We start from the raw sequence: 22,518 nt of genomic DNA, 5'->3' as shown, positions 1-22,518 counted from the left end.
GATTACTTACCCTTTGGTTCCTGATGCATATCTTTAAAATATTTTAAACCTGGCGCCCACATATGCTTGACCGGATCAACTTCAGCGTGGATCACCGCACATTTTCCGGTCTCAAGTGCCCGCTCCAGTGCCCCTTTTAGCTCTTTCGGATCATTGACGTATTCCCCATATGCCCCCATACTTTCCGCCAGTTTGTCAAATTGAATATTTTCTAAATCCGTATTAATGCTTTCTTCCGGGCTTAACGTTTTCTTCACAATCGTTTTAAAAGGCTTTAAGGCGAAATGCTGATTCATTTTCACCATACCCCATTGCTTGTCGCACATGACGACATAAACGACTTGCAGATTGTTGCGAACAGCGGTTTCAATCTCCTGCGGATGGAACCCCATGGCTCCATCACCGATGATACACAGTACGGGTTGATCCGGATTGGCTGCAGCCACACCGATGGCCTGTCCTACCCCGGCCCCGAGCATGCCAAATTTATAAGTGGAAATGGCGGATCCGGGTTTTTCAATTTCATAATAAAAATTAGTCCAGATCGCGGTGTTGCCTCCATCGATGACCATATACGTATCATCTGAAAATACTTCCTTACATACAGCTGGGACATGGGCGGGGTTCATCGGTGCATCCCATTCACTTAAGTTTTGATCCAATTTTTTTCTTGCCTTTTCTTTATCTGCTAAAAACTTGTCAATCAGGGTCTTCCGGCTTGAATATCTGATCTGTTCTTTCCGCTCCAGGAGCACCTCCTTTAGTTTTTGCAAAAACGTTTTCACATCTGCCTGAATCGCCTGAGTGACAGGCTTGTTGGCACCAATAATGGATGGATCAATATCCACCTGAATGACTTTCTGATCAGCCTTCCAGTAAGGTGCTTTCCCCCACCAGTCCGTTTCCCCAATCCGTGAGCCAAGCACGAGAACAACATCTGCCTCATTGCGCATCTTGTTATTCGTTTCAATATAAATCATCGGCATCATCAAAGGATTGCTTTCCCGAAAAGCTCCCCGGGCCGCCCAGCTTGTGGTGACCATCGATTGCAACAGTTCTGCTGTCTGTTCCAGCTCTTCATAGGCCTGTGCATGAATCACACCGCTTCCGGCATGGATGATGGGAAATTCAGCATTGATCAGCAAATCAGCTGCTGCCTCCACCTGATGCCTGGATGGTTCGGGGAAATCCATTAACCGATATTGATGTGGTTCAAGAAAATCTATGTCACATTTAAATTTAGAGTTTAATATATTTTCAGGAACATCAATATGAACGACTCCAGGTCGTCCTTCATAACATTTCCGAAATGCCGTCCGCATCAGTTCTGGTATCCGCTCAAAGGACGGAACGGTTTCACTCCATTTGGCTATCTGCTTGATGACCCCTGTCTGATGGAAACATTGATAGGTTCCTCCCCGGTCCGGGTACATAATGCCGGTTCTCCTTGAGCTGGTAATCACCAGCACCCGATTTCCCTCGGCCTGTTCCACGACCAGACCCGGCAAAATATTGGCAACACCAGGGCCGTTACTGGCCATACATACACCTAATTTCCCTGTTACCCGGGCATAAGCACCGGCCATATGGGCAGCACTCGTTTCATGGCGCGGTGTCAACAGATCAATATGGTATTTCTCAAAATTAGAATATAATCCGAAATACGTCCCATCGATAATGCCAAACACCGTTTCCACTTTTTCTAAACTTAGCATTTTTGCAATGACTTCTCCACCAGTCATTTCTGCCATTCACAACCACCCCTGTTATGTAAAATTTAAAATAAATCTTCTATCAATCTTGCATAAACCTCAGTCACATCATCCTCATTCGGAAGCTTTCGATTCGTTTGAATTCCGTTGCCGGACAAAGCATCCCTGACAAGCTGGGGAATGGCCTGAACCAGCTCCTGTTTATGCATAAAAGATTTTCCTAATTCGTACAGGTTAAAAACCTGATTCAACTTCTTCACAATCGCTACGGCATCTTCAGCACGTTGATTCTGACCCGTCTGATCAAGAGCCCGCGCTACGTTTTGATAGCGTTCCTGATTGACATCAAGTCCAAACTCCATCACATAGGGCAATACCAGTGCCACACTGAGCCCATGGGGAATGTGAAATCTTGCTCCCAGCGGGCGGGCTGCTGCGTGGGCGAGATTGGTAGATGCATTGGAAAACGCAATCCCTGCCAGACTGCTGGCCAGCAGCATTTTTTCCCGGGCCTCCAGATCATCAGGCTTTTCATAAACCGCCGGCAAATATGTCCCGATTAAACTCATCGCCTCCAGTGCCAGCACATCGCTTATGGGATTGGCCAGCGTCGATACATAGGCTTCCATCGCGTGGGCCAGAGCATCCATTCCGGTAAACGCCGTGATAGGCTTCGGGAGTGATACGGTTAATGCTGGATCCAGTATAGCGATATCAGGAATCAAGCGGGGGTGTCCCGGATTGATCTTCACCCGGGTTTTTTCATCGGTAATGACCGAAATTTTTGTCACTTCTGAACCCGTGCCCGCAGTTGTGGGAATGGCAATTAAAGGGAATCTGTCAACATCGGCTAATGTCTTCATGCTTTCCATCGTGACCGCAGGATTTTTTGCCGCCGCAGCCACAGCTTTAGCCAGATCGATGGCACTCCCACCTCCTATAGCCACTACACAGTCAGCTTGAGAATCGATGAGGATGCGGGAAGCTTTTTGGACGTGATGAGTATTCGGTTCGCCTTTGTAATCCGAAAAGAAGGTTGCCTTTAGACCTGCATCCCGGGCTATTTTACGCACGGCATCTCCAACCTGTTTCTTTACACTCAAGCTGATCACAATAAACATATGGGAAGCCTGGAGTTCCTGAACAGCTTCTCCGAGTTCCTTCAGACTGCCGGCTCCCAGCCTGATTTGATTCGGAAAATAGAGATGTGATATCAGATGATTCACCACCCTTCCAAAAATTGAAATCGCTTTCAAAATCGAGCCTTATGGCGTTTCGTTTTAATCCGAAATACATACATTTCCGGCTTTATGGTACTCGTATAATATTCAATCATTTTTCCGTGATGATCCGTAATGGTACGTTCTACATAGAGAGCATTTGAATCAATGGGGACTTCTAAATTTTTGGCATCATCTCTGGGGACTGGTTTGCAGGTGATGAGCTGCTCTGCCTCAACCATATCGATCCCTAATTCATGTTCAATGAGGTCATAAATCGTGGAAGTCTGGAGATTGAATTGGGAAAGTTGTTTTCCTAAATCACAGCTGTAATAGTGTCTTTCGATCGCGATGGGTATGGAATCGGCTGTTCGAAGTCTCTCGATTAAATAAAACTGTTCTTCATGAATGATTTCCGATACATATTCCGGTTCACTGACGATTTTATTTGTCAACAGTCTCGAACCCGGCTTCATCCCCATATTTCTCACCGTTTCTGTAAAACTGTGCAGGGAATTGAGCCAGTCCTGAACCGGCCGCCTTCTGGCGATAAATGTTCCTTTTCCATGAATTTTATGAAGGATGCCTTCATGCACTAAATGATTGACCGCTTCCCTCACCGTAGTGCGGCTGACAGAAAAACGATCCATCAACGCCCTTTCACTGGGGATTTTTTCTTGATACTGTCCATCCAAAATTTCTTTTTTCAACGTTTCCTTAATTTGATAATGAAAGGGTACGGGATTATTTGTATCTACCAAACTCATATCCCTCCTCACTTGTCATAACGTCACGACCAGTTAAGTAGCAAAATATCCTCCCATCCATGCGGTTATTCATCCCCATTATAGCTAAAGATCGCATCAATCACAATGATATTTTGGAAAAACTTAAAATTTTCTGTAAATATCTTTGATTTATGCTGATTTTCCTTTACGATTCTTCACAAACTGGTACTGGTATGGACCACTTGTCACTTGAGTGAAAGACGTGTAAATCCAAGGGGAGCGCGTGACAGCCCAAGCAGGAGCGCTAATGCCCAAAGTGAGTGCGTAATAGCCCAAGCAAAGGCTCTAACGGCCCAAGGGGAGCACGTAACAGCCCAAGCTGGGCAGCTAACAGCCCAATGGGAGCACGTGACAGCCCAAGCTGGGCAGCTAACGGCCCAAAGTGGGTGCTTAATGGCCCAAGCAAAGGCTCTAACGACCCAAGGGGAGCGCGTGACAGCCCAAGCTGGGCAGCTAACAGCCCAAGCTGGGCAGCTAACGGCCCAAGGGGAGCGCGTGACAGCCCAAGCTGGGCAGCTAACGGCCCAAAGTGGGGGCGTGATGGCTCAAGCAAGGGAGCTAACGGCCCAAGGGGAGCACGTAACAGCCCAAGATGGGCAGCTAACGGCCCAAGGGGAGCACGTGACAGCCAAGCTGGGCAGCTAACGGCCCAAAGTGGGTGCGTGATGGCTCAAGCAAGGGAGCTAACGGCCCAAAGTGGGGGCGTGATGGCCCAAGCTGGGCAGCTAACGGCCTAAAGTGGGTGCGTGACAGCCCAATCAGGAGCGCTAACGGCCCAAGGGCAGCACATGACGGCCCAAGCTGGGCAGCTAACAGCCCAATGGGAGCACGTGACAGCCCAAGCTGGGCAGCTAACGGCCCAAGGGGAGCGCGTAACAGCCCAAGCTGGGCAGCTAACGGCCCAAGGGGAGCGCGTAACAGCCCAAGCTGAGCAGCTAACAGCCCAAGCAAGGGAGCTAACGGCCCAAGGGGAGCGCGTGACAGCCCAAGCAGGAGCGCTAATGGCCCAAAGTGAGTGCGTAATAGCCCAAGCAAAGGCTCTAACGGCCCAAGGGGAGCACGTGACAGCCCAAGCGCGAGGAGCAACGGCCCAGGGGGAGCACGTAACAGCCCAAGCTGGGCAGCTAACAGCCCAAGGGGAGCGCGTAACAGCCCAAGCTGGGCAGCTAACAGCCCAAGCTGGGCAGCTAACGGCCCAAGGGGAGCGCGTGACAGCCCAATCAGGAGCGCTAATGGCCCAAAGTGGGTGCGTGATGGCCCAAGTCGGGAGTGCAATGGTCCAAGATTGGTGATCCACAACGCCGGTATTTCCCACCGAAGTCCTTTTCACGATTCTAGACTTGAGGTGCTGAAAAAATGTCCTTAACGTAAATGTCAATGGGACTATTACCATGACCCACTACACCCTCCCTCACATTTGAAGTCACAGTCGTGGTGACTACCGTAGCTGGATTTCCCCTCTTTATGACAGAACCGGATATTCCGCGGCAAACACGCCCTGCATGGATTTTTTGAAACGCTGAGGACCGAATTGGAAGAAAAAAGCGGTACAGATCCTCATCGCCTGCCCCACTTTTATGAAAATAGCCATGGGACACACCGCCCTGAGCGACGACGGAAACCAGGTTTCCAATCAAACAACAGACCGTCGGAAATGTGTTGACTCCGGATGTTGTGGCCGATCAAATTGTAGAAGGATTGCTTGTCCGAAAAAAACGTTTGTATATCAGCCTGGTTGCCAAAATACCCCTCTGAATTACCAGACTGTTTTCAGGCCTTTATCAAAAAAATCAAGATCCATCATATAAAACCTGGATATAAAAAGAAACAATAGAAATCGAAGTTGGTGACATTTCAGGGTACGAAAGAGAGACGCTCTGACAGAAGAATAGCGCGGAAAACCTCTGTTATTCAAAGTAGACCTAACCAGTGCTTTCAATGCTGAAAAACAGGTTTCAAAAAAACCTGACACCTATCAGTCTATAAATAAGTGTCAGGCTTTATCATTCATCAACAACTCGTCTTTACCCAAAGTGCTTTGTATTTTAACCCCAAAGCCAGTGTTTCATGATTGATTTCTATCCTGAGAAGATTCCTGGTTACAGTTTAATTTGCCTTATGATGCGCAGCTGTTTTTGGTTTGTTTTTCACTGTAGGAGCTGTTTCTTCTTCCTTAGCCAGCCGTTCCTCATTGGCATAATTGACCAGTGCTAAATAGCGGTACACAAAGTGAACAAACTTTGTATATGGAGCTGTAAAAAAGAAAGCAGCAACACTTCCTAAATGGATCACGAGCAACGAATTCATCGCTGCGGTCTCACGGAAGATTAACAATAACATGCCCGTTACATTCACTGTCCATAATGCCATAATAAAAGAAGCACCGGATTTGCTGGCTTTTTCGTCAGTGAGGTCAGGATCCCGCTTTAATTTAAGATACAGCAATCCAGTAGTTCCAATGATCATGCCGACTCCTCCCAGTGTTCCCAGGATGACAACTGGATGGAAAACTGGATATGGTGCCGGGATGTGTAAGATATGTGCATAAAAGGCTGCCAGGGATGTAGAGGCAAAGGTTAAAAGAAAACCGTAGCCGACAAAATGGTGAAGCCACCTGCGATTGGTTGCCGGTTCTTCATCCGTGTCCGCACATCCTTCCCCTTCTCCTCCGAGATACCGGAGGCTCATCGCATATTTCGTCGCAGTCACGATATCCTGGAACATCACTTTCTCATTTTTGGATGATCGAATGTCACGCCAGAATTTTCTTGCCCCTATCAGCCATACGCCTATCATCCAGAGGCCCAGTGCTGAAAATACACCAATCATGAAATATTCAGGAATAAGTGCATAGAATGATCCTTCCCCCGTGTATTTCTGCCATACACTGGCAGGATCATTGGTTGCAAAAATGAAACCGAAAAATAATAATGTAGCTAAAAGAAAAGCAATCCAGAACCCGCTAATCTTTTCACCCAGTGCCTTTCCCCAGGCAACGGGCCAGGTATACTTTTGATAAGTTTTCTCCCTCAGCTGTGCAAACAGTTTTGGAGGGTTGATTCCAAATTGGTGCGGTGTGGTAAAGGGACAAGCATAATAACAGTCACCACAATCATGACAGAGATTTGCCAGATAAGTCATATCATGATCATCAAAATCTCGCCGCCATTCAATCGCCTGCCAGACAGCACAATATCCTTCACAATAACGGCAGGCATTACATAATCTCATTTGCCGTTTTCCATCATCGAACAGATTCTTGTCTGATTCCATTGGCTGCTTCCCTCCCTGCAATTCTTCCAAGTGTAGCTCCTAACGTCAGTCCAAACCCTGCCAGATACCCCCGTTTGAGGACATTTCCGGCCGTTATTTCTCCACTGGCAAACATGTTTTTCGCAAGACTGCCATCTTCCATGATCATTCTTGCATGCTCATTCACTTTTACACCGAGATAGGTGAAGGTAATCCCGGCTTTCAACGGATAGGCATAGTATGGGGGCTGATCGATCTTTACCGCCCAGTGACTTTTTGGGGGCTTTAACCCTTCTGTTCTACAATCATCTAATTCAGCTGGATTAAACGTCCCCGGACGAGTGGCTTCATTGAATTCCTTTACTGTTTTTTCCACTGCATCCGAATCAAGGCCTAGTTGTTCAGCCAGCCCTTTGATCGTGTCGGCAGATACAGGGTCCCATACAGACGGCATGAATTTTCCAATCATTTTGCTGTCAAAAATGGAGAATGCAATCTGGTCAGGCTGGCGAGCAATCAGTCCGCCCCAGATAGCATAACGCTTGGGCCAGAAATCCTCTCCTTCATCGTAAAACCGTTGACCGTCTTTATTCACCACGATGCCAAAGGGAACACTGTCCAGTCGGGTCACAATTCCTCCATCATTTTCCGGTGCTCTCCCGTCCACCGCTACTGCATGGAAGGCATCCGGCTCTCCAACTCTGGCCACTCCATAGTCGAGGAGGAGCTTGAGCACATTTCCCTGATTGTATGGAGTCCCGCGTATGATAAAATTGTCCGCCGCAGATCCCCAGTATTTCCGATGCCATTCCCGATTAGCTTCAAATCCTCCAGAAGCGACAATGATTGCTTTGGCTTTAACCGTCACAACTGAATCCTTTTTGCGGACTCTGGCAGCCTTAAATTCATTACCTTCAATCTCCATATCCTCCAGCATGGATTCATACCAGACTTCGATTCCCTTTTTTTGCGCTGTCCGATAATAGGCATTCATCATCGCCTTTCCGCCGCCAAGCTGAAAAATATTGGTCCGTGCTAAATGAAGTGTGCCTGACAGTGCCGGCTGCCAGGAGACTCCCTGCTTCCCCAGCCATTCAGGGAGTGTTTCGGATTCTCTTACAATTAACCGGGCGAGGTCTTCATTGATTTCACCTCCGGCTACCCGCTTTAAATCATCTACAAACTCGTCTTCTGTATACCGTCCGATCATAAAGTCATTTCCTTTGATGTTCATCACTCGAAAATCCCGGGTGTGCCGGCTGTTTCCTCCGCGATAAAACTTAGGAGCACGTTCAATCACAAGTACCCTTGCACCATGATCTCTCGCTGATAAAGCTGCACAAAGGGCAGCATTTCCACCGCCGACCACTAATACGTCTGTTTCCATTTATAAAGCTCCCTTCCAGAAGTGATATCCCTTAGCATCAATATAATCGATTCCTAACAATAAAAAAAATATTAATTTTCTATTTATATTCATAAAAAATATTTATGAATAGGCACCAGCTGGCTTCTCTTCCTTCACCGTTCAGTCATATTGACTATTTTAGACTAATGTATAACCTTCCATGATGCGCCTTGCAGTCCGACCAATTGCCGCTCTGGTAACGATGTAGTTTCCGTCTTTCTGATCAACCTGGCCTTCAACGGTAATCATTCCAGATGGGTGCCCAATATTAATGGATCCCTTTTTAGAAGTATCGACCATCGAATGGATAATCGTTCCTGGTATTTGTGCTCCGGTCGCAATGGCGATTCCACCGCTGACTGCAAAGGCCTGATGCAGTTTGCCCATCGCAACATATCTGCCTACAATGTCAATATCTGCTTGATCAATCGGTTTGTTGTTGCTACTGATATAGGATTGAGGTGGGGAAACTACTGCAATTTTAGGGAGGGCATGACTGGCTGGCGATGCCTGTTTCTTATCGGGAATGAGGCCAATTTTATGACCAATTTCCACCCTGATTTTCTCCAGTGTATCTAATAGTTCAGGCTGGTTAAATGCATCCCCGATTTCGGTTCCCTTGATGTTTAGTTGCTCGGCAGAAACAAAGGATACAACATTGGCAGAATCGATTACGGAAACATGATACGTTCGGCCATCGTCTATTTGAATCGCATCAAGGACATGCCCTGTCGGCAACAAATGACCCGTGATCGCTCCTCCAGAATCTAAAAAATTTACCATGATCTTTGATGCCGTTCCCGGGACTCCATCAATTTCAAAGTCCCCTTCATATTGAATTTCACCATTTTTTACAGGAATTTCCACCTCGATGATCTTATTAATATTGCTGTTATATATTCTGACAACCGTAATCGGTTCAACCAGCTTTACATATCCCTCTTCGGCTGCATATAATCCTACTGCGGTTGCAATATTGCCACACGTAGGGGTATAGTCAATCTCTTTGTCCTCAAGACTTACCTGACCGAACAAATAATCAATATCGACATCTTTTCTGGATGGAGCATCAATGATTGCCAGTTTACTCGTTACGGCCGTGCCTCCGCCCAATCCGTTGATTTGTCTTTGGTCAGGACTTCCAAAAATTTTTAAAATCCATTCATCTCTCTCTTTCGGGTCGGCCGGGAGGTGATTTTTCCTCAAAAAAACACCCTTACTTGTTCCTCCCCGCATAATGACGCATGGAACTCTTGTAATCTGGCTCATTTTTTCCACTCCTTTATTCAGAACATAATTCAATCAGTTCACCGATATGTTCAACCTTCTCTAATCTATCCACTAAACTCATAACCAGAACTGCTTTTTCTCTGCCAATCACACGGCCGGCAAGGGCCATAAATTTTTCCTGAAGCTCTAAACGGGATAATGGGTATCTGGGATCGCCTTTTGCGTCATCGACAACTTCCACAAGGTGTTGCCCATCATAGGTTTCGATCTCGAGCTGACATCCCCATTTCCGGGGATAAACCTTACTAAAGGTTTCATCTGCTTCAATCTCCACTTTTGCTGCAAGCTCAAGTACCTTTCGATCTGTTATGCGATCTTCGGTAAATTGTTCCAGCAATGCTTCTCCATCATAAAAAGCGACCGCTATGCCATACGGGATGCTGAAACGCGCCTCATTGACATTTTTCGGACTGCTGGTAAACCCGCATTGTACTTTAGCCACCTCATACGTTTTTACCTTTACCCGTTTAATTGACTCCGGTTCTACGCCTTTATCTTTTAAGGTTAAGGCTGCCTGAATAGAAGGATGCATACTGCGGCAGCAGGCATATGGTTTATGGGATACCCTGGTGATCTCATACTTCTTACCTATATCCCTGGTGATGACATCAAAATGAAAATGATTTGAGGAAGCCCGAAAAAGCCCGCCGTCTTCCGCTTCTAAAATGTAAGCAGGACCTGTTAATCCTCCTCTGGTTAACGTTGCGGCCATATATCCGCTGGAAGCCGCACTTCCCGCATGAAACTTCTTACAGTTCGCCCCGTCTGCAGTAAAGGCCCATAAACCGGAAGACTGAGTGCCGGCTAATCCAAGGGCGCTGACAAACTGTTTCAAATCAAATTGTTCCAGTTTGGCAATGGCAGCAGCAGCTCCAAATGTTCCGCAGGTCCCTGTTGCATGCCAGCCCTTCAGCCGATGCTCGGAAGCATTGATGGCACTTCCAATTCTCAACATAACCTCATATCCAATTATGACAGATAAAAGGAGTTCCTTTCCGCTGACCCCCAGATGCTCACCGTAACTGAGGGCTGCAGGAACAACGACTGTGCCTGCATGGGATTTTGCCTCTTTATGAACATCATCCAGTTCGACAGCATGACCCATGGTGGCGTTTAAAAGCAAGGCATAATGAACAGACGTCTTTTTTCCGAATCCGATTACCGTCGATTGCTCAGGTAGTTCATCACCTGTCAATTGTTGTACAATGGCAGGCATATCTTCGGTTTGTGCACCGGCCAGCATACACCCTAATGTGTCCAGGATGGCATTTTTTGCCGCATTTACAGCATCAGGCGGAAGATCGTCATATTGAAGGCCGACTAATGGTTCAGACAGCTGAGTTGTAACTGACACCCGCATCACCTCTTCGGTTAAAAAATATTGAGAAGCCCTTTTGGCCAGTACAGATTCATCATGTTGCCAAATAAAAGAATGATACCTATCGTAATGGCTGTACTGACGGAAGTTTTAATGATTCCAAATTTCGTTTCAAATAATAGAAACAATACAAGGAATAAGGTTGTTGTAATCATAAATCCCAGGATATAAATGCCTGTGACATATCCGATGATCCAGATCATGTACCTTACCGTACCTGTGAATTCCTCGGTATCTTCCTGGTCCTCCTGCTCCCTTTGCTCAGACTTTCTGAGTTTCAGGTAGCGATATATATTGAGTATCAGGTCCATCAATGCAAAGAACACAGCGATGGCTGCTATATATAATGGAAAAAACCTTGCTAATTTGGCAAACGTAAGGGCATCAATCACAGCATAAGTAAAGATGACTAGAAGGAAGATGGAAAAATAGATCGAATATTTTGCTTTCGCCATAGTTAGCCCTCCTCAGGAAATCGATGACATTTCATTGTTTTTCTTGTCTTTGTTCAATTTTTTTATAATGGTTCCGCTGCTCAGGATTAAAATAATGATGATTCCGATGATCACTACCCCTGTATTGGTAAGCCAGCTGAACCCGTACCTTGACATCGAAATCCAGAGATACCGTTCAGCTGCCGGAGCCAGCACAAAACCGATCAGCAAAGGCGCTCGCGGCCAGTCCAGACGTTTCATGATCCAGCCTAAAAGACCAATACCCACAAACAAAAACATATCCCCAATATGTCTTGTGCTCTGATATGCCCCTACGAGCAGCAGCACCAATAAAAAAGGAACCAGTTTTTTGGCTGAAATCAAGCTGAACTTTGCAATCGGTTTACTCAGCAAAATACAGGCGATTGCCCCAAATATGTTTGCAAGTACCAGCGTCCAGATGATCGACAGCGTAATCGGCAAATCTGTGGTTACCATTTTCGGCCCTGCCTGAAGGCCCATCAGGGTTAATCCCCCCAGTAAAATAGCGGTCGTTCCACTTCCAGGGATACTGAACAGCAGGGTGGGAATCAGTGCTCCACCTTCTTTCGCGTTGTTCGCACTTTCTGGTGCAATGACCCCTCTGATATCTCCTTTTCCAAATGAATCACTGTTTTTGACCGTTTGTTTGGCCAGGCCATAACTGATCCAGTCAACCACACTACCCCCCAGTCCCGGGACAAAACCAATCAAAGAACCCGTCACGGCACTTCTGAACATGAGCCATTTATTTCTAATGGCATCGACTATTCCATCCTTCCAGCTTCCTTCCAGTTTCGTTTTCGATGAAATTTTCCTGTTTTGGGCAAGTAAATCCACCATTTCTGGAAAAGCAAAAAGCCCAAGTGCCACGACAGCCAGCGGAATCCCATTAAATAAGTAAATCCAGTCAAAGGTATATCTGTATTCGGAAACAGCCGGTGCTCCGCCAATGGTCCCCAGCATTAAACCCAACAATCCTGCCAGAAGTCCATGGCGGGCATTTTTGGCCGCCAATACCCCTACCATACTTAAACCAAGTACAGCCAGCATAAATAATTCAGGAGAGCCGAAAGCCAGTACAAGGGGTTTGGCTACAGGGATTGCTAAGAAAAGTGTGATTCCCCCGATGATTCCGCCTACTAATGAACTGAAAAAAGCTGCACCTAAAGCCCTTGCAGCATTCCCGCTCTTAGCCAGTGGATAACCGTCCATGATCGTTGCCTGGGAACCGGAAGATCCGGGAATTCCCAGCAGAACAGAAGGAAATGTATCACCTGTGTGCAAAACTGCTGCCATTCCGATTAATAGCGCCATTCCTGTATATGGATCCATGCCATAAACAAAGGGAAGCAAGATGGACATGCCAACTGTCCCGCTTAATCCCGGCAGTATTCCAACAATTAATCCCATTGCTATCCCTAAAAACATAAATGGAAGTCGCTGAGGATCTAGAATCATGACTAACGCTTCTATTGCAGCTTCTAACATATCCTGGCCACCTTTCTATGAAGAAAAACCATTCATTCTGTTCATAAAATGGGTATATTTTGGGATGTATGTTCTCAAAAAAATTAAATGTTATTGGAGTAATAAATGAGGGAAGTCTCCTTCCCCCATTTTGATGATTTCTTTAATCCAGCCTTTCTACACCATAGTTATCTTTTAAAAATTCTTTGACCCAATCAACCACCTCTGGATCAACATTCAGCATTCCATTGACGACTTGATCGACTTCTTCTCCAACATATAGATCATATCCGCCTAGTACTTCTCCACCCTTTTCCTTAAATTCACTGTCCTGCGCCATTTCTTCAGACGCCTGTTTTAACGCATCGACTGCATCAGACGGAGCATCGGAATGTAACCAGAATACTTTTTGTACGGTAAAAGAAGCTCCTACAAACGTTTTATAAGCTTCCCATGCTGGACCTGATGGCTCTTCGCCATGCAGCTCAACATAGACTTCTTTGATGGAAGGCAAATCAGGGAACGCAGGGTCTCTCACAATATCTCCCTCAGCATTTAATTGTCCAAAGCTGTACATCGGAATCGCATCTCCTGATTCTACCAGAGGTGTCACATTGGTTAAGAATGCCGAAGATGTCTGATAATCAATGTTGCTTTCACCTTGCTCAAATGCTACTCTCGAAGGCCCTCTTCCGTCATAACCTAACACGGCCTGGACATCCAATCCCAGAACCTCAAATGAGAGCAATGTAACCAGATCCAGTCCGGTTGCACTAATTCCTGCATACACTAAGTCTTCCTGGGGATTCAGGAGATCTTCCGGACTTTCAATACCAGTACTTGGAGACGTATAAACAACCCCGCCAGTCGGCAGTCCCGCTACTGGAATCATTTCCTTTAAATCAAACCGGACTGCTTCCTCTCCCAACAGGTACGGTGCATGTGTAGAAGCACTTGTCACCAGAACATTTAACCCATTATGTTCCCTTAATTCAACAAATTCATTTGCCCCATTAATACTTCCTCCACCCGGAACATTCACAACTTGAACATCCGGATTTCCTTCTACAAAATCGCTAAAGTATGGAGCCATAAAACGGGCAAAAGTATCCGTACCTCCACCAGCTCCGAACGGAACTAGAAATTCAATGGTCTCACCTTCATAGAATACTCCATCGGCTGTATCAGTTGATCCATCTGCCTGTCCATCATCACTGTTCTGATCTGTTGAAGCATCCTCTGATCCACAGGCAGTTAGAAAACCAGCAAAAAACGTCAATGATAACAATAAAACAAGCAATTTTTTACTTTTCAAATTGTTTCCTCCTTTTGAAGTTTATTTATGTAGCGTCTTTGTTATCCCCCCTTAATGAAACGCTTACATAAATAAAATTTCTATTTTTCTATTTGTTAAAAATTTTATAACAATTCTCATTATAAATACAATAGATTATTTTTATCTATTTTCATAAGTATTTTTTATGAAAATTGGAATAAAAACCAATATATGTGACCCGGACGACAGGATTCCTAAGATATTTTACAGAAACAGCACGCTGATAATGAATGGCAGAAATGTAACTAACATAGACACCCTGAATAGATGCATAAGGGTGACCAGCTGTACATCTGCATCAACATCTTCTGCTATTATTGAGATTTCACTCATGCCTGCTGGGATACTGCCGCACAGGGCCGTGAACCAGTCTATTTTTAGAACTTTCTGCAGCCAATATGCTACGATCAGTGCTAGAATAAAATGACTTAACGTTGCCAGCAGCCCCGGGAGAAAAATAGCTTTGAGTTCATTAAGCAATTCACTGTTGATATTTAATCCTGCAATGCCTCCTATCGTCATTTGAATAGCCCGTTTTGACCTCACTTGTAAAGGCTTTGCCCCTAATCCAACCATTTGCGCAATGGCAATGGTCAGAAAGCTACCCATTACTGCACCAATGGGCAACTGGAAATAAACCCCCAGAGCACTTCCTGCCGCCATAAGAAAAAATACCTTTACCACTCTGAAATCAGGCTTAATCATCATCCCTCCGATCTGAACCTTTTATAAATCATTCTAAGAAAGACCGGTACAACTAACATCAGCACGATGATCCTCATGAGTTGAAACATAGCAACTGCCTGAGTATTTGCTTCTACAGAACTGGCTAAGGTTAACATTTCCGGCAGTCCCCCGGGAACAGTCGCTATAATAGCTGTGATCAGAGACAAATCCGTGAGCTGATAAACGACAAATCCAATCAATAAAGCTGACAGGACACTGACAACTCCAACAAACAAAATACCCCCAAGCATTTTTTTGGAATAGGCTATAATGTCCCTGGAAAATAAAAGACCAAGCATCATTCCCAAGCATGCCTGGCTTCCCCACCGAACAATTTGAGGCACATCATTTAAATTTAGTATATTTGCAGCCTTGAAGGATCCAACTAAAAAAAGCGGTCCTACAAGTGCTCCTGCAGGGATTTTTAATAAAGTCCCTAACATACCTCCAACAATGACCAAGATCATAAAAAAAACCATCTCCATAGATATCACCATGTTCACATTCAATTTAAACCAAACATCCCTATTATATTTTAAAATAAGAATATTTTTTTAGAATAACACGAATTATTTGAAATATATTTACATTTTATTGTACAATCTTTAATAAATACAATATATATTTTTTATCATCTTTCATAACATTTTTTTATACTGTATAGCGAAAGAGCTGATATTTTATGATTGAACGAGATTTTGAACTGCTGAAAATCCTTCACGAGGAACAAAACATTACGAAAGCAGCTGAGAGGCTCCACATTTCTCAGCCCGCCTTAACGTACCGAATTAAACAGATTGAAAAAGAATTTGGAACGAAAATTATTTTAAGGGGAAAAAAAGGAGTCTCATTCACAACACAGGGAGAATATCTCGTCCAATTCGCCAACAAAATGATGCTGGAGATCCGCCGGACAAAAGAAAACATCCAGAATATGAACAACAGGGTGGAGGGGACTTTGAGAATTGGGGTTTCAAGTAATTTTGCTCATTATAAACTGCCAGTTATCTTAAAAAAATTTCTCAGCAAATATCCCAATGTGGAAGTGAACGTTAAAACCGGCTGGAGTACACAGGTCATGGAACTGATTCAAAAAGAAGAGGTACATGTTGCCATTGTCAGGGGTGGAATAAACTGGCACCATCAGAAATTTCAGCTGAAAGAAGAGGCTTTATTTATTGCATCTAAACATGAAATCAAGCTGAAAGATCTACCGTTTCTGGGGAGAATTCAATACGAAACGGATGTTCATTTAAAACACACCATCAATGACTGGTGGCATCATACTTTTGATAAACCTCCGTTCATTACAATGGAAGTGGATAAAATTGAAACATGCAAGGAAATGGTGTTAAACGGGCTCGGGTATGCGATCTTCCCGAGTATTTGCTTAAAGGAAGAAGACCCGCTGCATCGAATTATTTTAAAAGATGAAAAAGGAGAACCGATCAAAAGAAAAACGTGGCTGCTCTGCAAAGATTCATCTCTGGAGCTGTCCGTGATCAAAGCATTTGTAGAATTTGTGAAAGATATTGATTTTTAACCATGTAATTTGACAGATTAGTAAAATCCACTTTGCCTTGATTGATATTCAGCAATTAACAACAGCCGGCTGCTCCTTAAGCCGGCTGTTGTTTCATCCTCCATCCCTTTGTCTGCTCAATCACCCATTTACTTCTTCAAGTGCACCGTTCCCATTGCAAACAGGACAGACCGTATAGTCCTTTATATCATTATCCCGTTGCTGACCTGCTTCAGTATAAAATCGCTGTTCCTCAATTTCACCATTTCCATTGCAGTGCGGACAATCGTTCATGTTCGAACCCCTTTCTGTTATACTACAGTTATTTTTTATTTGTTTTATTATATAACACAATGTATTTTAACACAATGATTTTTTGAAATTTTCCAAGGTATATCCTCTTCAAAACCCTTTCTCGCCGTATTGATCCTTTTTCGGAAGATGTTTCATTCAAATAAAGGATTCGTGCGATTTTTGTCGAATTAAATTTTCAATCTCATTTTTATTTTTTGGGGGTGGGTACTTTTTATCGTTTTGTAAGCGCTCGCAATCCATGTTTTGACGAAAATACGGAATGGAGGATATGAGATGGAATCAAATAAGAGCGGAAGTATCTCCCTGGTGAATCGCTTCAGAATTGCCACCAAACTCAGGGTGCTGCTCACTGTGCTTATTTTGATTATCATCATTACAAATGGCATTAATTTTTTAAACACAAACAATATTTTTAATGGTTTAAAAGCTCAGCTCTATGATGAACTGTTTATTGGGGAAGGTTTGCTTTTAAATGCTGATCGGGATTTTTATCAGGCAAAAGTAGCCGTTTTTAAGGCAATGAAAATGGAGAACTCGCAGGAGGCAGAGAAACTCCTGGCTGATTATAAAGAAAATTTACAGCAGACGAAGGATCGTGTGATGTCGGTGGAAGAAATCTTTAACAACAATAAGGATGCCTATCAGTCGCTGCAATCAGATGATGGGAACACTGTTTTTGATCATTGCCGAACAGACCAATCTGCTGGCACTGAATGCAGCCATTGAGGCAGCCCGGGCCGGTGAACATGGACAGGGGTTTGCTGTGGTAGCAGATGAAGTACGAAAACTGGCCGAAGAATCTACAAAAGCCACAGAAGATATATCCGGCATTATTCAGGAGATTCTCGCGGAGTCTGATAATGCGGTTCAGGCTATGGGAACCGGAACCGAATCATTGAATGAAGGAATCACACAGGTGGAACAAACCGGTAAATCGTTCAAGGAAATCACGGACAAAATCAAAACTGTACTTGAACAGGCCCAGTCTGTAGCAAATATTGCCAGAGATGTCTCAGGCAATACACAGCAGATGGAGACCATGATGCAAGAGATTAAAACTGCATCAGAGGAGGCATCGGAAAGTGCCCAGAACGTTGCCGCCTCCACTGAAGAGCAGCTGGCATCGATTGAGGAAATATCATCTACTTCTGAATCACTGTCGCAAATGGCCGAGGAAGTAAAAGAATCCATCAGCCGATTTAAAATTTAATAGGATTATAAATGAAAGACCTTTTAGGGATGGAAATGAAAATCACCCTAAAAGGTCTTTTTAGGAACGGACATAGACGACGTTGTTATGAGGTCAGCCATGAGAAATAGGATTGAGCCTTCCATTGTAAGCTGGAATGATTACGATCCCAGATTGACTTAATCAGTTCGATGAATCCATAATAAGGGATTTAGGGCAGCCAGTACTGCGCCACCTTCTAAGCCTTATATAATTTTGAATGTCTTCCTCTTTGTTCCGCTTCATACCAGGCCTCTTCCTTCCTCACAAGATGATCATTTGTATAGATGGAATGTTAGAATCTTTATATAATATGCACCGATTTTCCCATACTTCAAAGTAAAAGGGTTCATGTTCGTATCCATAAAGGCCTGATCTAAACTTATGCACAAAAAACAAGGTAAGGAGGATTCGGATCCTATCCCTCACCTTATTTCATTTTATATGGTCAATTGGGTAATAAAAACTACTATAATCCCTCCCAGCACTACAATCATTAAGTTTAATTTCATGAAAGCTAATATAACCGACGTTATTCCACCAATCACGGCTGCTTCCATGTTATTTACAGCATTTAAAATGCCAGGAAAAATCAGGCTTGCCAGAACAACGTTAGTACATTATCCCATTACTGCTGAGCGCTAAGAATAATTGAGTCGTTTTTCAAAGTTGTTTAGCAGTCTTTATTGTAACTCCCAAATAGCATTACCTTTTCTAAATAATGTTTCAATATCAGCTCTATATTTTTCAATGATCTGTTTCGCCATGTTGTCACCTTGATCTTTTTTTACAGGGTTTAAATGTTGATCAACGTAAATCTCATAAGCTTTTCCGTCTTTTTGTAACCTTACACCGTATTCATATCCTCCAAATACTAATGGCCAAATTATTAAAGATTCACCCTCTTTATTATTTGAGACAGTTAAATTTCCCGTAAAACTAAGGTAATCTGGCTTCTTGACGCTAAAAGTATATCCATCTTCTTCTATAAAATGTACTCCAAAATCATTTTTGGGTACCTTTTCCACGTAAGGTTTATACATAATAGTGATTGTAGAAAACCATATAATGTTCCATAAGATAAATAGCGATACAAGGGTAAGGATGATCTTTTTTATACTTAATTCTTTTGCAAATTTTTTCATAAATTTATCACCCTATTTCCTTGTTTTTTAACTTCTTCATCATGTGTAACCATTAAAACTGTCTTACCTTCTTCATTAAACTGTTTAAGATAATTTAGCACGATTTGTGAATTTTTTTGGTCAAGAGAACCGGTCGGCTCATCAGCTAAAATAATATTACACTTCTTCAACATCAATCTTGCTAAGGCCACTCTTTGTTGTTCTCCACCAGACAATGTAAAAACTTTATTGTTTAGTTTATCCTCTAAACCGACACGTTTTAATGCCTCCTCCATTGTTAAATCTGTTCTACAATCTTTTCTAATTATTTTAAGATTTTCTTTCACCGTTTTATTATCAATCAGAGCAAAGTTTTGAAATAAAAACCCTACTTCATATCTGAAATATGTCAAATGTGTTTTTTTATCACTTAAATCAATTCCATTTACAACTATGCTTCCTAAGTCAAATTCTTCTAAAGCCCCAATCATATTAAGTAATGTCGTCTTACCACAGCCACTGGGTCCAGAAAATATGATGAATTCTCCATCTTCTATATTTAAATTAAAGTCTGAAAAAATAACTTTATCCCCAAAAGCTTTTGATAGATTTTTAATAATAATCATAAATTTCCACCCTTTAAAACCCTTACTATCTTTGCCTTTTCAATTTTTTTAATATTATACATTATCAATAATAGCTCCAAAAAAAGAATCATGAATCCGCCAAGTACTATATATAAAAGGTGTCCAATACCCATAAGTACCCCAATTAACAAAACTGCAATAATGCTCATTAAAGATGTGGCTATGGTCACTATCGTAATTTTCCTATACCTTCCCCATTTGCTATGACCAAATACTTTTTTTATAGAAAGTTCCACAGCATTTACATCATATTCCAGTCTTATTATAGAACTAATAATGATCACTTCTAGACTTAAAATTAAAATACTGAAAACAAAGTTCATATATAAAATCCTTTTTGCAATCGCCCAATTATATGCATATTTTTCAAGCACATTTGTTTTGGTAACGATTTGACCTGTTAAGTCGTTTTCTTCAACAAATCTATTAAACTTATCTTCAGATAGGTTATACATTATATCATGCAAAAAATTCGTTTTAGCAATGTTGACGATGTTATTTGATTGAATTTTTTGAAACTCAGCAGGTGTCATATTATCATAAACAATAATGGGGTTTTCAACTAATTTACTGCCATATTTAGAGTTTTCATCTATACTGATCAACTCTTGGTTTTTATCATAATAAATAATTTCGTATTCGTACTTAAAATCACGCCCATAGTAATGCATTACTGCCTCATGAACTTCAGAAATAATTCTGTTGTTTTGTTTCATATTATTTGGAATTAAAAAATAAAAATCTTTGATCAGTTTAATCCCTTGCAATTCATCTATATGGTTTGACAAATAATCAAATGCATTTTTATTTGCTATAATACTGTCGTAATCAATGATATTTGATATATCCGCAATAAGCGTAGCATCAAATTCATAAAAAAACTTTTGATAAAATTCTACTTGAATATCTGCACTTGATCCTAATGTGTCTACAATTTCTCCGTCTTCCGTCATCAGGGGTTTATATTCTAATTTAGTGTAGTAATAATCAGCGTGTTTTTCAAAAAAGTCTTTCTGCCTATATAAACTATATGAATCAAATATTAAAGCTATATTACTAGCTATTATCAGCGGAACAATAATCGCTGCTATAAACTTTAAGGTGTAATTTAGGGATAAAAGTTTTCTGGAACCTTTAACGTTCGAAAATGTTTCTTTTAAATCATAAAAGTATAGATTCAAATAAATAAGTCCATTTAATATAATTAATATGACAAGACCAATAATTGAAATATTAAACATAAAAAATACAAATGTTACATTTGACAATATATACATAACAAGTAAAAAACAAATAATTATAGCACTTGTATCGAATAAGATGTTCTGGATAATAATTTTACTTATTCTTTCCCCAAAAGAGATCCGGATCATATTCTCCTTCTTTTGGAGGATGGAGTCATAATAGGTTAACATAAAAGTTATTAATATAATTAAAATCCATATAGCAATTGCTGTATTTCTCAACTCTTTACTAGCATACCCCTCATTGGGATGATTCCCGGCGTATTTGTTAATTAGGTCCATCTTAAATTCATGAACTTGTTTATTACTACCAATAACATAATATTCGTGCGTGTTTGACATGTCTGGAATATCATTTAAACTGTGAAAGTGGAAGATAACACTCCCCATAAACAGACTATTATATGTCCTATCCGTTATATTTAGATTGTTGTTGATATAATCGATTGCCTTAGTCGTACCGTAAACATGAATTTCTGTTTGAAATGTACTACGAGGGGTGTTCTTAATCGTAAAAACCTCAACTTTATTTTCCTTTGCTGATTTAAGTATATCCTTTTTCATTTCATTATCAGTTGTATCCGGCTGCAAATATAAAGTTGTATTATCAAATTCCGTGTAAAAATTATTTAGTTTAAATATATGGCTTTCGCCGATTATTAGCATCCCAATAAAAAAGATGCAGAAGATGATGATATACTTAATTTTTTTCATAATGATGTACCCCTCGTAGTTTTCTTTTGGGACAGTATGCAGCAATTTTCAATTAATATGAAATGCTGTAATAAACTGTCGAACCACTGTGTCGAACAGAAATATTTGCTTTTGCTCCAGCATCATCTTCATCAGTAAAGCTACCATTAGCATTACTTACTGTTGCTGTATGATGTCTGCTTTCATGAAACGTTGTTGTATAATCCTCATTAATCCAAGCTGTATTATAACCATATTCCATAAACCATTCATCTGTCCCCGCGTAGTTTTCCCATGCCTTGTCAAAACCTTCCCCAGCACTGGAATAAGTATGAGTTGTAGCAAATGATGATGTTGCTCCTACAAAGGCAAACACTAACAATAGCAAGCCTGTAATTGCCAACTTTTTCATAACATCCCTCCTCTCTACCCTGGTCCGAATTAAAACGGACCTTTTTATTTCCCATATCAGTACAATTTTCCATTAATCAACATTACTGATATGGATTTTATATAAACAGGTTAAACTTAACCTGTTTATATAATTCTTTAATCTTTGTGTAAATTTCCTAGTTTAATACATATTTTATATAATATTGGTTCTCCGCAACAAAATGTGCTTGATTCTTCCTCTATCGTATGATTGCTTTCAAATGCTAGGCTGGTTGCTGACATTCCATGCGAATACGCAT

General features: G+C 42.0%; 22 protein-coding genes. 3 read left to right on the top strand and 19 right to left on the bottom strand.

What is annotated here, in order from left to right:
- Window positions 1–2 precede the first annotated feature (2 nt).
- The 14 genes from EDD68_RS08320 to EDD68_RS08255 form a co-directional block, all read right to left on the bottom strand.
- Entirely contained in the window at window positions 3–1,751 is a 1,749-nt protein-coding gene (locus tag EDD68_RS08320; RefSeq protein WP_132371789.1) for a thiamine pyrophosphate-binding protein, read from the bottom strand.
- A 26-nt stretch (window positions 1,752–1,777) separates the two neighbouring features.
- A complete protein-coding gene (locus EDD68_RS08315) occupies window positions 1,778–2,938 on the bottom strand; it encodes an iron-containing alcohol dehydrogenase (RefSeq protein WP_243646805.1) in 1,161 nt (386 codons plus the stop codon).
- Window positions 2,939–2,964: 26 nt separating this feature from the next.
- Entirely contained in the window at window positions 2,965–3,693 is a 729-nt protein-coding gene (locus tag EDD68_RS08310) for a GntR family transcriptional regulator (protein WP_132371788.1), read from the bottom strand.
- Between the two features lie 271 nt (window positions 3,694–3,964).
- Window positions 3,965–4,273 (bottom strand): hypothetical protein, encoded by a 309-nt coding sequence (locus tag EDD68_RS08305; RefSeq protein WP_132371787.1) that lies wholly within the window; start codon window positions 4,271–4,273, stop codon window positions 3,965–3,967.
- 47 nt (window positions 4,274–4,320) lie between these two features.
- Window positions 4,321–5,019: a hypothetical protein gene (locus EDD68_RS08300; protein WP_132371786.1), complete on the bottom strand. Its 699-nt coding sequence runs from the start codon at window positions 5,017–5,019 to the stop codon at window positions 4,321–4,323.
- Window positions 5,020–5,826: 807 nt separating this feature from the next.
- Window positions 5,827–6,993, bottom strand: a complete 1,167-nt coding sequence (gene tcuB, locus EDD68_RS08295) for a tricarballylate utilization 4Fe-4S protein TcuB (RefSeq protein ID WP_132371785.1) — start codon at window positions 6,991–6,993, stop codon at window positions 5,827–5,829.
- Window positions 6,965–8,359: an FAD-dependent tricarballylate dehydrogenase TcuA gene (gene tcuA, locus EDD68_RS08290; RefSeq protein WP_132371784.1), complete on the bottom strand. Its 1,395-nt coding sequence runs from the start codon at window positions 8,357–8,359 to the stop codon at window positions 6,965–6,967. The genes tcuB and tcuA overlap by 29 nt, the downstream gene beginning before the upstream one ends.
- Window positions 8,360–8,518: 159 nt before the next feature.
- Window positions 8,519–9,649 carry a 2-methylaconitate cis-trans isomerase PrpF family protein gene (locus EDD68_RS08285; protein ID WP_132371783.1) on the bottom strand — a complete coding sequence of 377 codons (1,131 nt, stop codon included), beginning with the start codon at window positions 9,647–9,649 and terminating at the stop codon, window positions 8,519–8,521.
- A 13-nt stretch (window positions 9,650–9,662) separates the two neighbouring features.
- The gene (locus tag EDD68_RS08280) at window positions 9,663–11,024 is read right to left on the bottom strand and encodes an MmgE/PrpD family protein (RefSeq protein ID WP_165902114.1); all 1,362 of its coding nucleotides are present in this window, start codon (window positions 11,022–11,024) and stop codon (window positions 9,663–9,665) included.
- A 17-nt stretch (window positions 11,025–11,041) separates the two neighbouring features.
- Window positions 11,042–11,503: a tripartite tricarboxylate transporter TctB family protein gene (locus tag EDD68_RS08275; protein ID WP_132371781.1), complete on the bottom strand. Its 462-nt coding sequence runs from the start codon at window positions 11,501–11,503 to the stop codon at window positions 11,042–11,044.
- 12 nt (window positions 11,504–11,515) lie between these two features.
- Window positions 11,516–13,012 carry a tripartite tricarboxylate transporter permease gene (locus EDD68_RS08270; RefSeq protein WP_132371780.1) on the bottom strand — a complete coding sequence of 499 codons (1,497 nt, stop codon included), beginning with the start codon at window positions 13,010–13,012 and terminating at the stop codon, window positions 11,516–11,518.
- A gap of 142 nt (window positions 13,013–13,154) precedes the next feature.
- Entirely contained in the window at window positions 13,155–14,306 is a 1,152-nt protein-coding gene (locus EDD68_RS08265; protein ID WP_132371779.1) for a Bug family tripartite tricarboxylate transporter substrate binding protein, read from the bottom strand.
- A gap of 225 nt (window positions 14,307–14,531) precedes the next feature.
- The gene (locus EDD68_RS08260; RefSeq protein ID WP_165902113.1) at window positions 14,532–15,032 is read right to left on the bottom strand and encodes an AbrB family transcriptional regulator; all 501 of its coding nucleotides are present in this window, start codon (window positions 15,030–15,032) and stop codon (window positions 14,532–14,534) included.
- Window positions 15,032–15,532 carry an AbrB family transcriptional regulator gene (locus EDD68_RS08255; protein ID WP_424399163.1) on the bottom strand — a complete coding sequence of 167 codons (501 nt, stop codon included), beginning with the start codon at window positions 15,530–15,532 and terminating at the stop codon, window positions 15,032–15,034. Before EDD68_RS08255 ends, EDD68_RS08260 begins: the two co-directional genes overlap by 1 nt.
- A 203-nt stretch (window positions 15,533–15,735) precedes the next feature.
- Here EDD68_RS08255 and EDD68_RS08250 point away from each other — a divergent pair, with 203 nt between their 5' ends.
- A complete protein-coding gene (locus tag EDD68_RS08250) occupies window positions 15,736–16,596 on the top strand; it encodes a LysR family transcriptional regulator (RefSeq protein ID WP_132371776.1) in 861 nt (286 codons plus the stop codon).
- Between the two features lie 120 nt (window positions 16,597–16,716).
- Here the strand turns inward: EDD68_RS08250 and EDD68_RS15230 are convergent, their stop codons facing one another.
- Window positions 16,717–16,869, bottom strand: coding sequence for a hypothetical protein (locus EDD68_RS15230; RefSeq protein ID WP_165902111.1), 153 nt, complete (start codon window positions 16,867–16,869; stop codon window positions 16,717–16,719).
- 294 nt (window positions 16,870–17,163) lie between these two features.
- Here EDD68_RS15230 and EDD68_RS08245 point away from each other — a divergent pair, with 294 nt between their 5' ends.
- Both EDD68_RS08245 and EDD68_RS08240 read left to right on the top strand, forming a co-directional pair.
- The gene (locus tag EDD68_RS08245) at window positions 17,164–17,616 is read left to right on the top strand and encodes an MCP four helix bundle domain-containing protein (protein ID WP_132371775.1); all 453 of its coding nucleotides are present in this window, start codon (window positions 17,164–17,166) and stop codon (window positions 17,614–17,616) included.
- Window positions 17,552–18,100 carry a methyl-accepting chemotaxis protein gene (locus tag EDD68_RS08240; protein ID WP_207902560.1) on the top strand — a complete coding sequence of 183 codons (549 nt, stop codon included), beginning with the start codon at window positions 17,552–17,554 and terminating at the stop codon, window positions 18,098–18,100. Before EDD68_RS08245 ends, EDD68_RS08240 begins: the two co-directional genes overlap by 65 nt.
- Before the next feature lie 701 nt (window positions 18,101–18,801).
- On the opposite strand, the gene EDD68_RS08235 is transcribed toward EDD68_RS08240, so the two are convergent.
- From EDD68_RS08235 to EDD68_RS08220, 4 genes are read right to left on the bottom strand one after another with little or no spacing between them, the layout of a single operon-like run.
- Window positions 18,802–19,263 carry a hypothetical protein gene (locus EDD68_RS08235; protein ID WP_132371773.1) on the bottom strand — a complete coding sequence of 154 codons (462 nt, stop codon included), beginning with the start codon at window positions 19,261–19,263 and terminating at the stop codon, window positions 18,802–18,804.
- Window positions 19,260–19,868 (bottom strand): ATP-binding cassette domain-containing protein, encoded by a 609-nt coding sequence (locus tag EDD68_RS08230; protein WP_132371772.1) that lies wholly within the window; start codon window positions 19,866–19,868, stop codon window positions 19,260–19,262. Before EDD68_RS08230 ends, EDD68_RS08235 begins: the two co-directional genes overlap by 4 nt.
- A complete protein-coding gene (locus EDD68_RS08225; protein ID WP_132371771.1) occupies window positions 19,865–21,847 on the bottom strand; it encodes a DUF1430 domain-containing protein in 1,983 nt (660 codons plus the stop codon). The genes EDD68_RS08230 and EDD68_RS08225 overlap by 4 nt, the downstream gene beginning before the upstream one ends.
- A gap of 52 nt (window positions 21,848–21,899) precedes the next feature.
- Complete coding sequence (locus EDD68_RS08220; protein WP_132371770.1) at window positions 21,900–22,238, bottom strand: mediterrocin family bacteriocin; 339 nt, start codon at window positions 22,236–22,238, stop codon at window positions 21,900–21,902.
- Window positions 22,239–22,518: the final 280 nt, after the last annotated feature.

Source organism: Melghiribacillus thermohalophilus, assembly GCF_004342905.1.
Classification (GTDB): domain Bacteria; phylum Bacillota; class Bacilli; order Bacillales; family Alkalibacillaceae; genus Melghiribacillus; species Melghiribacillus thermohalophilus.
This window is presented reverse-complemented; position numbering and strand designations above follow the sequence as displayed.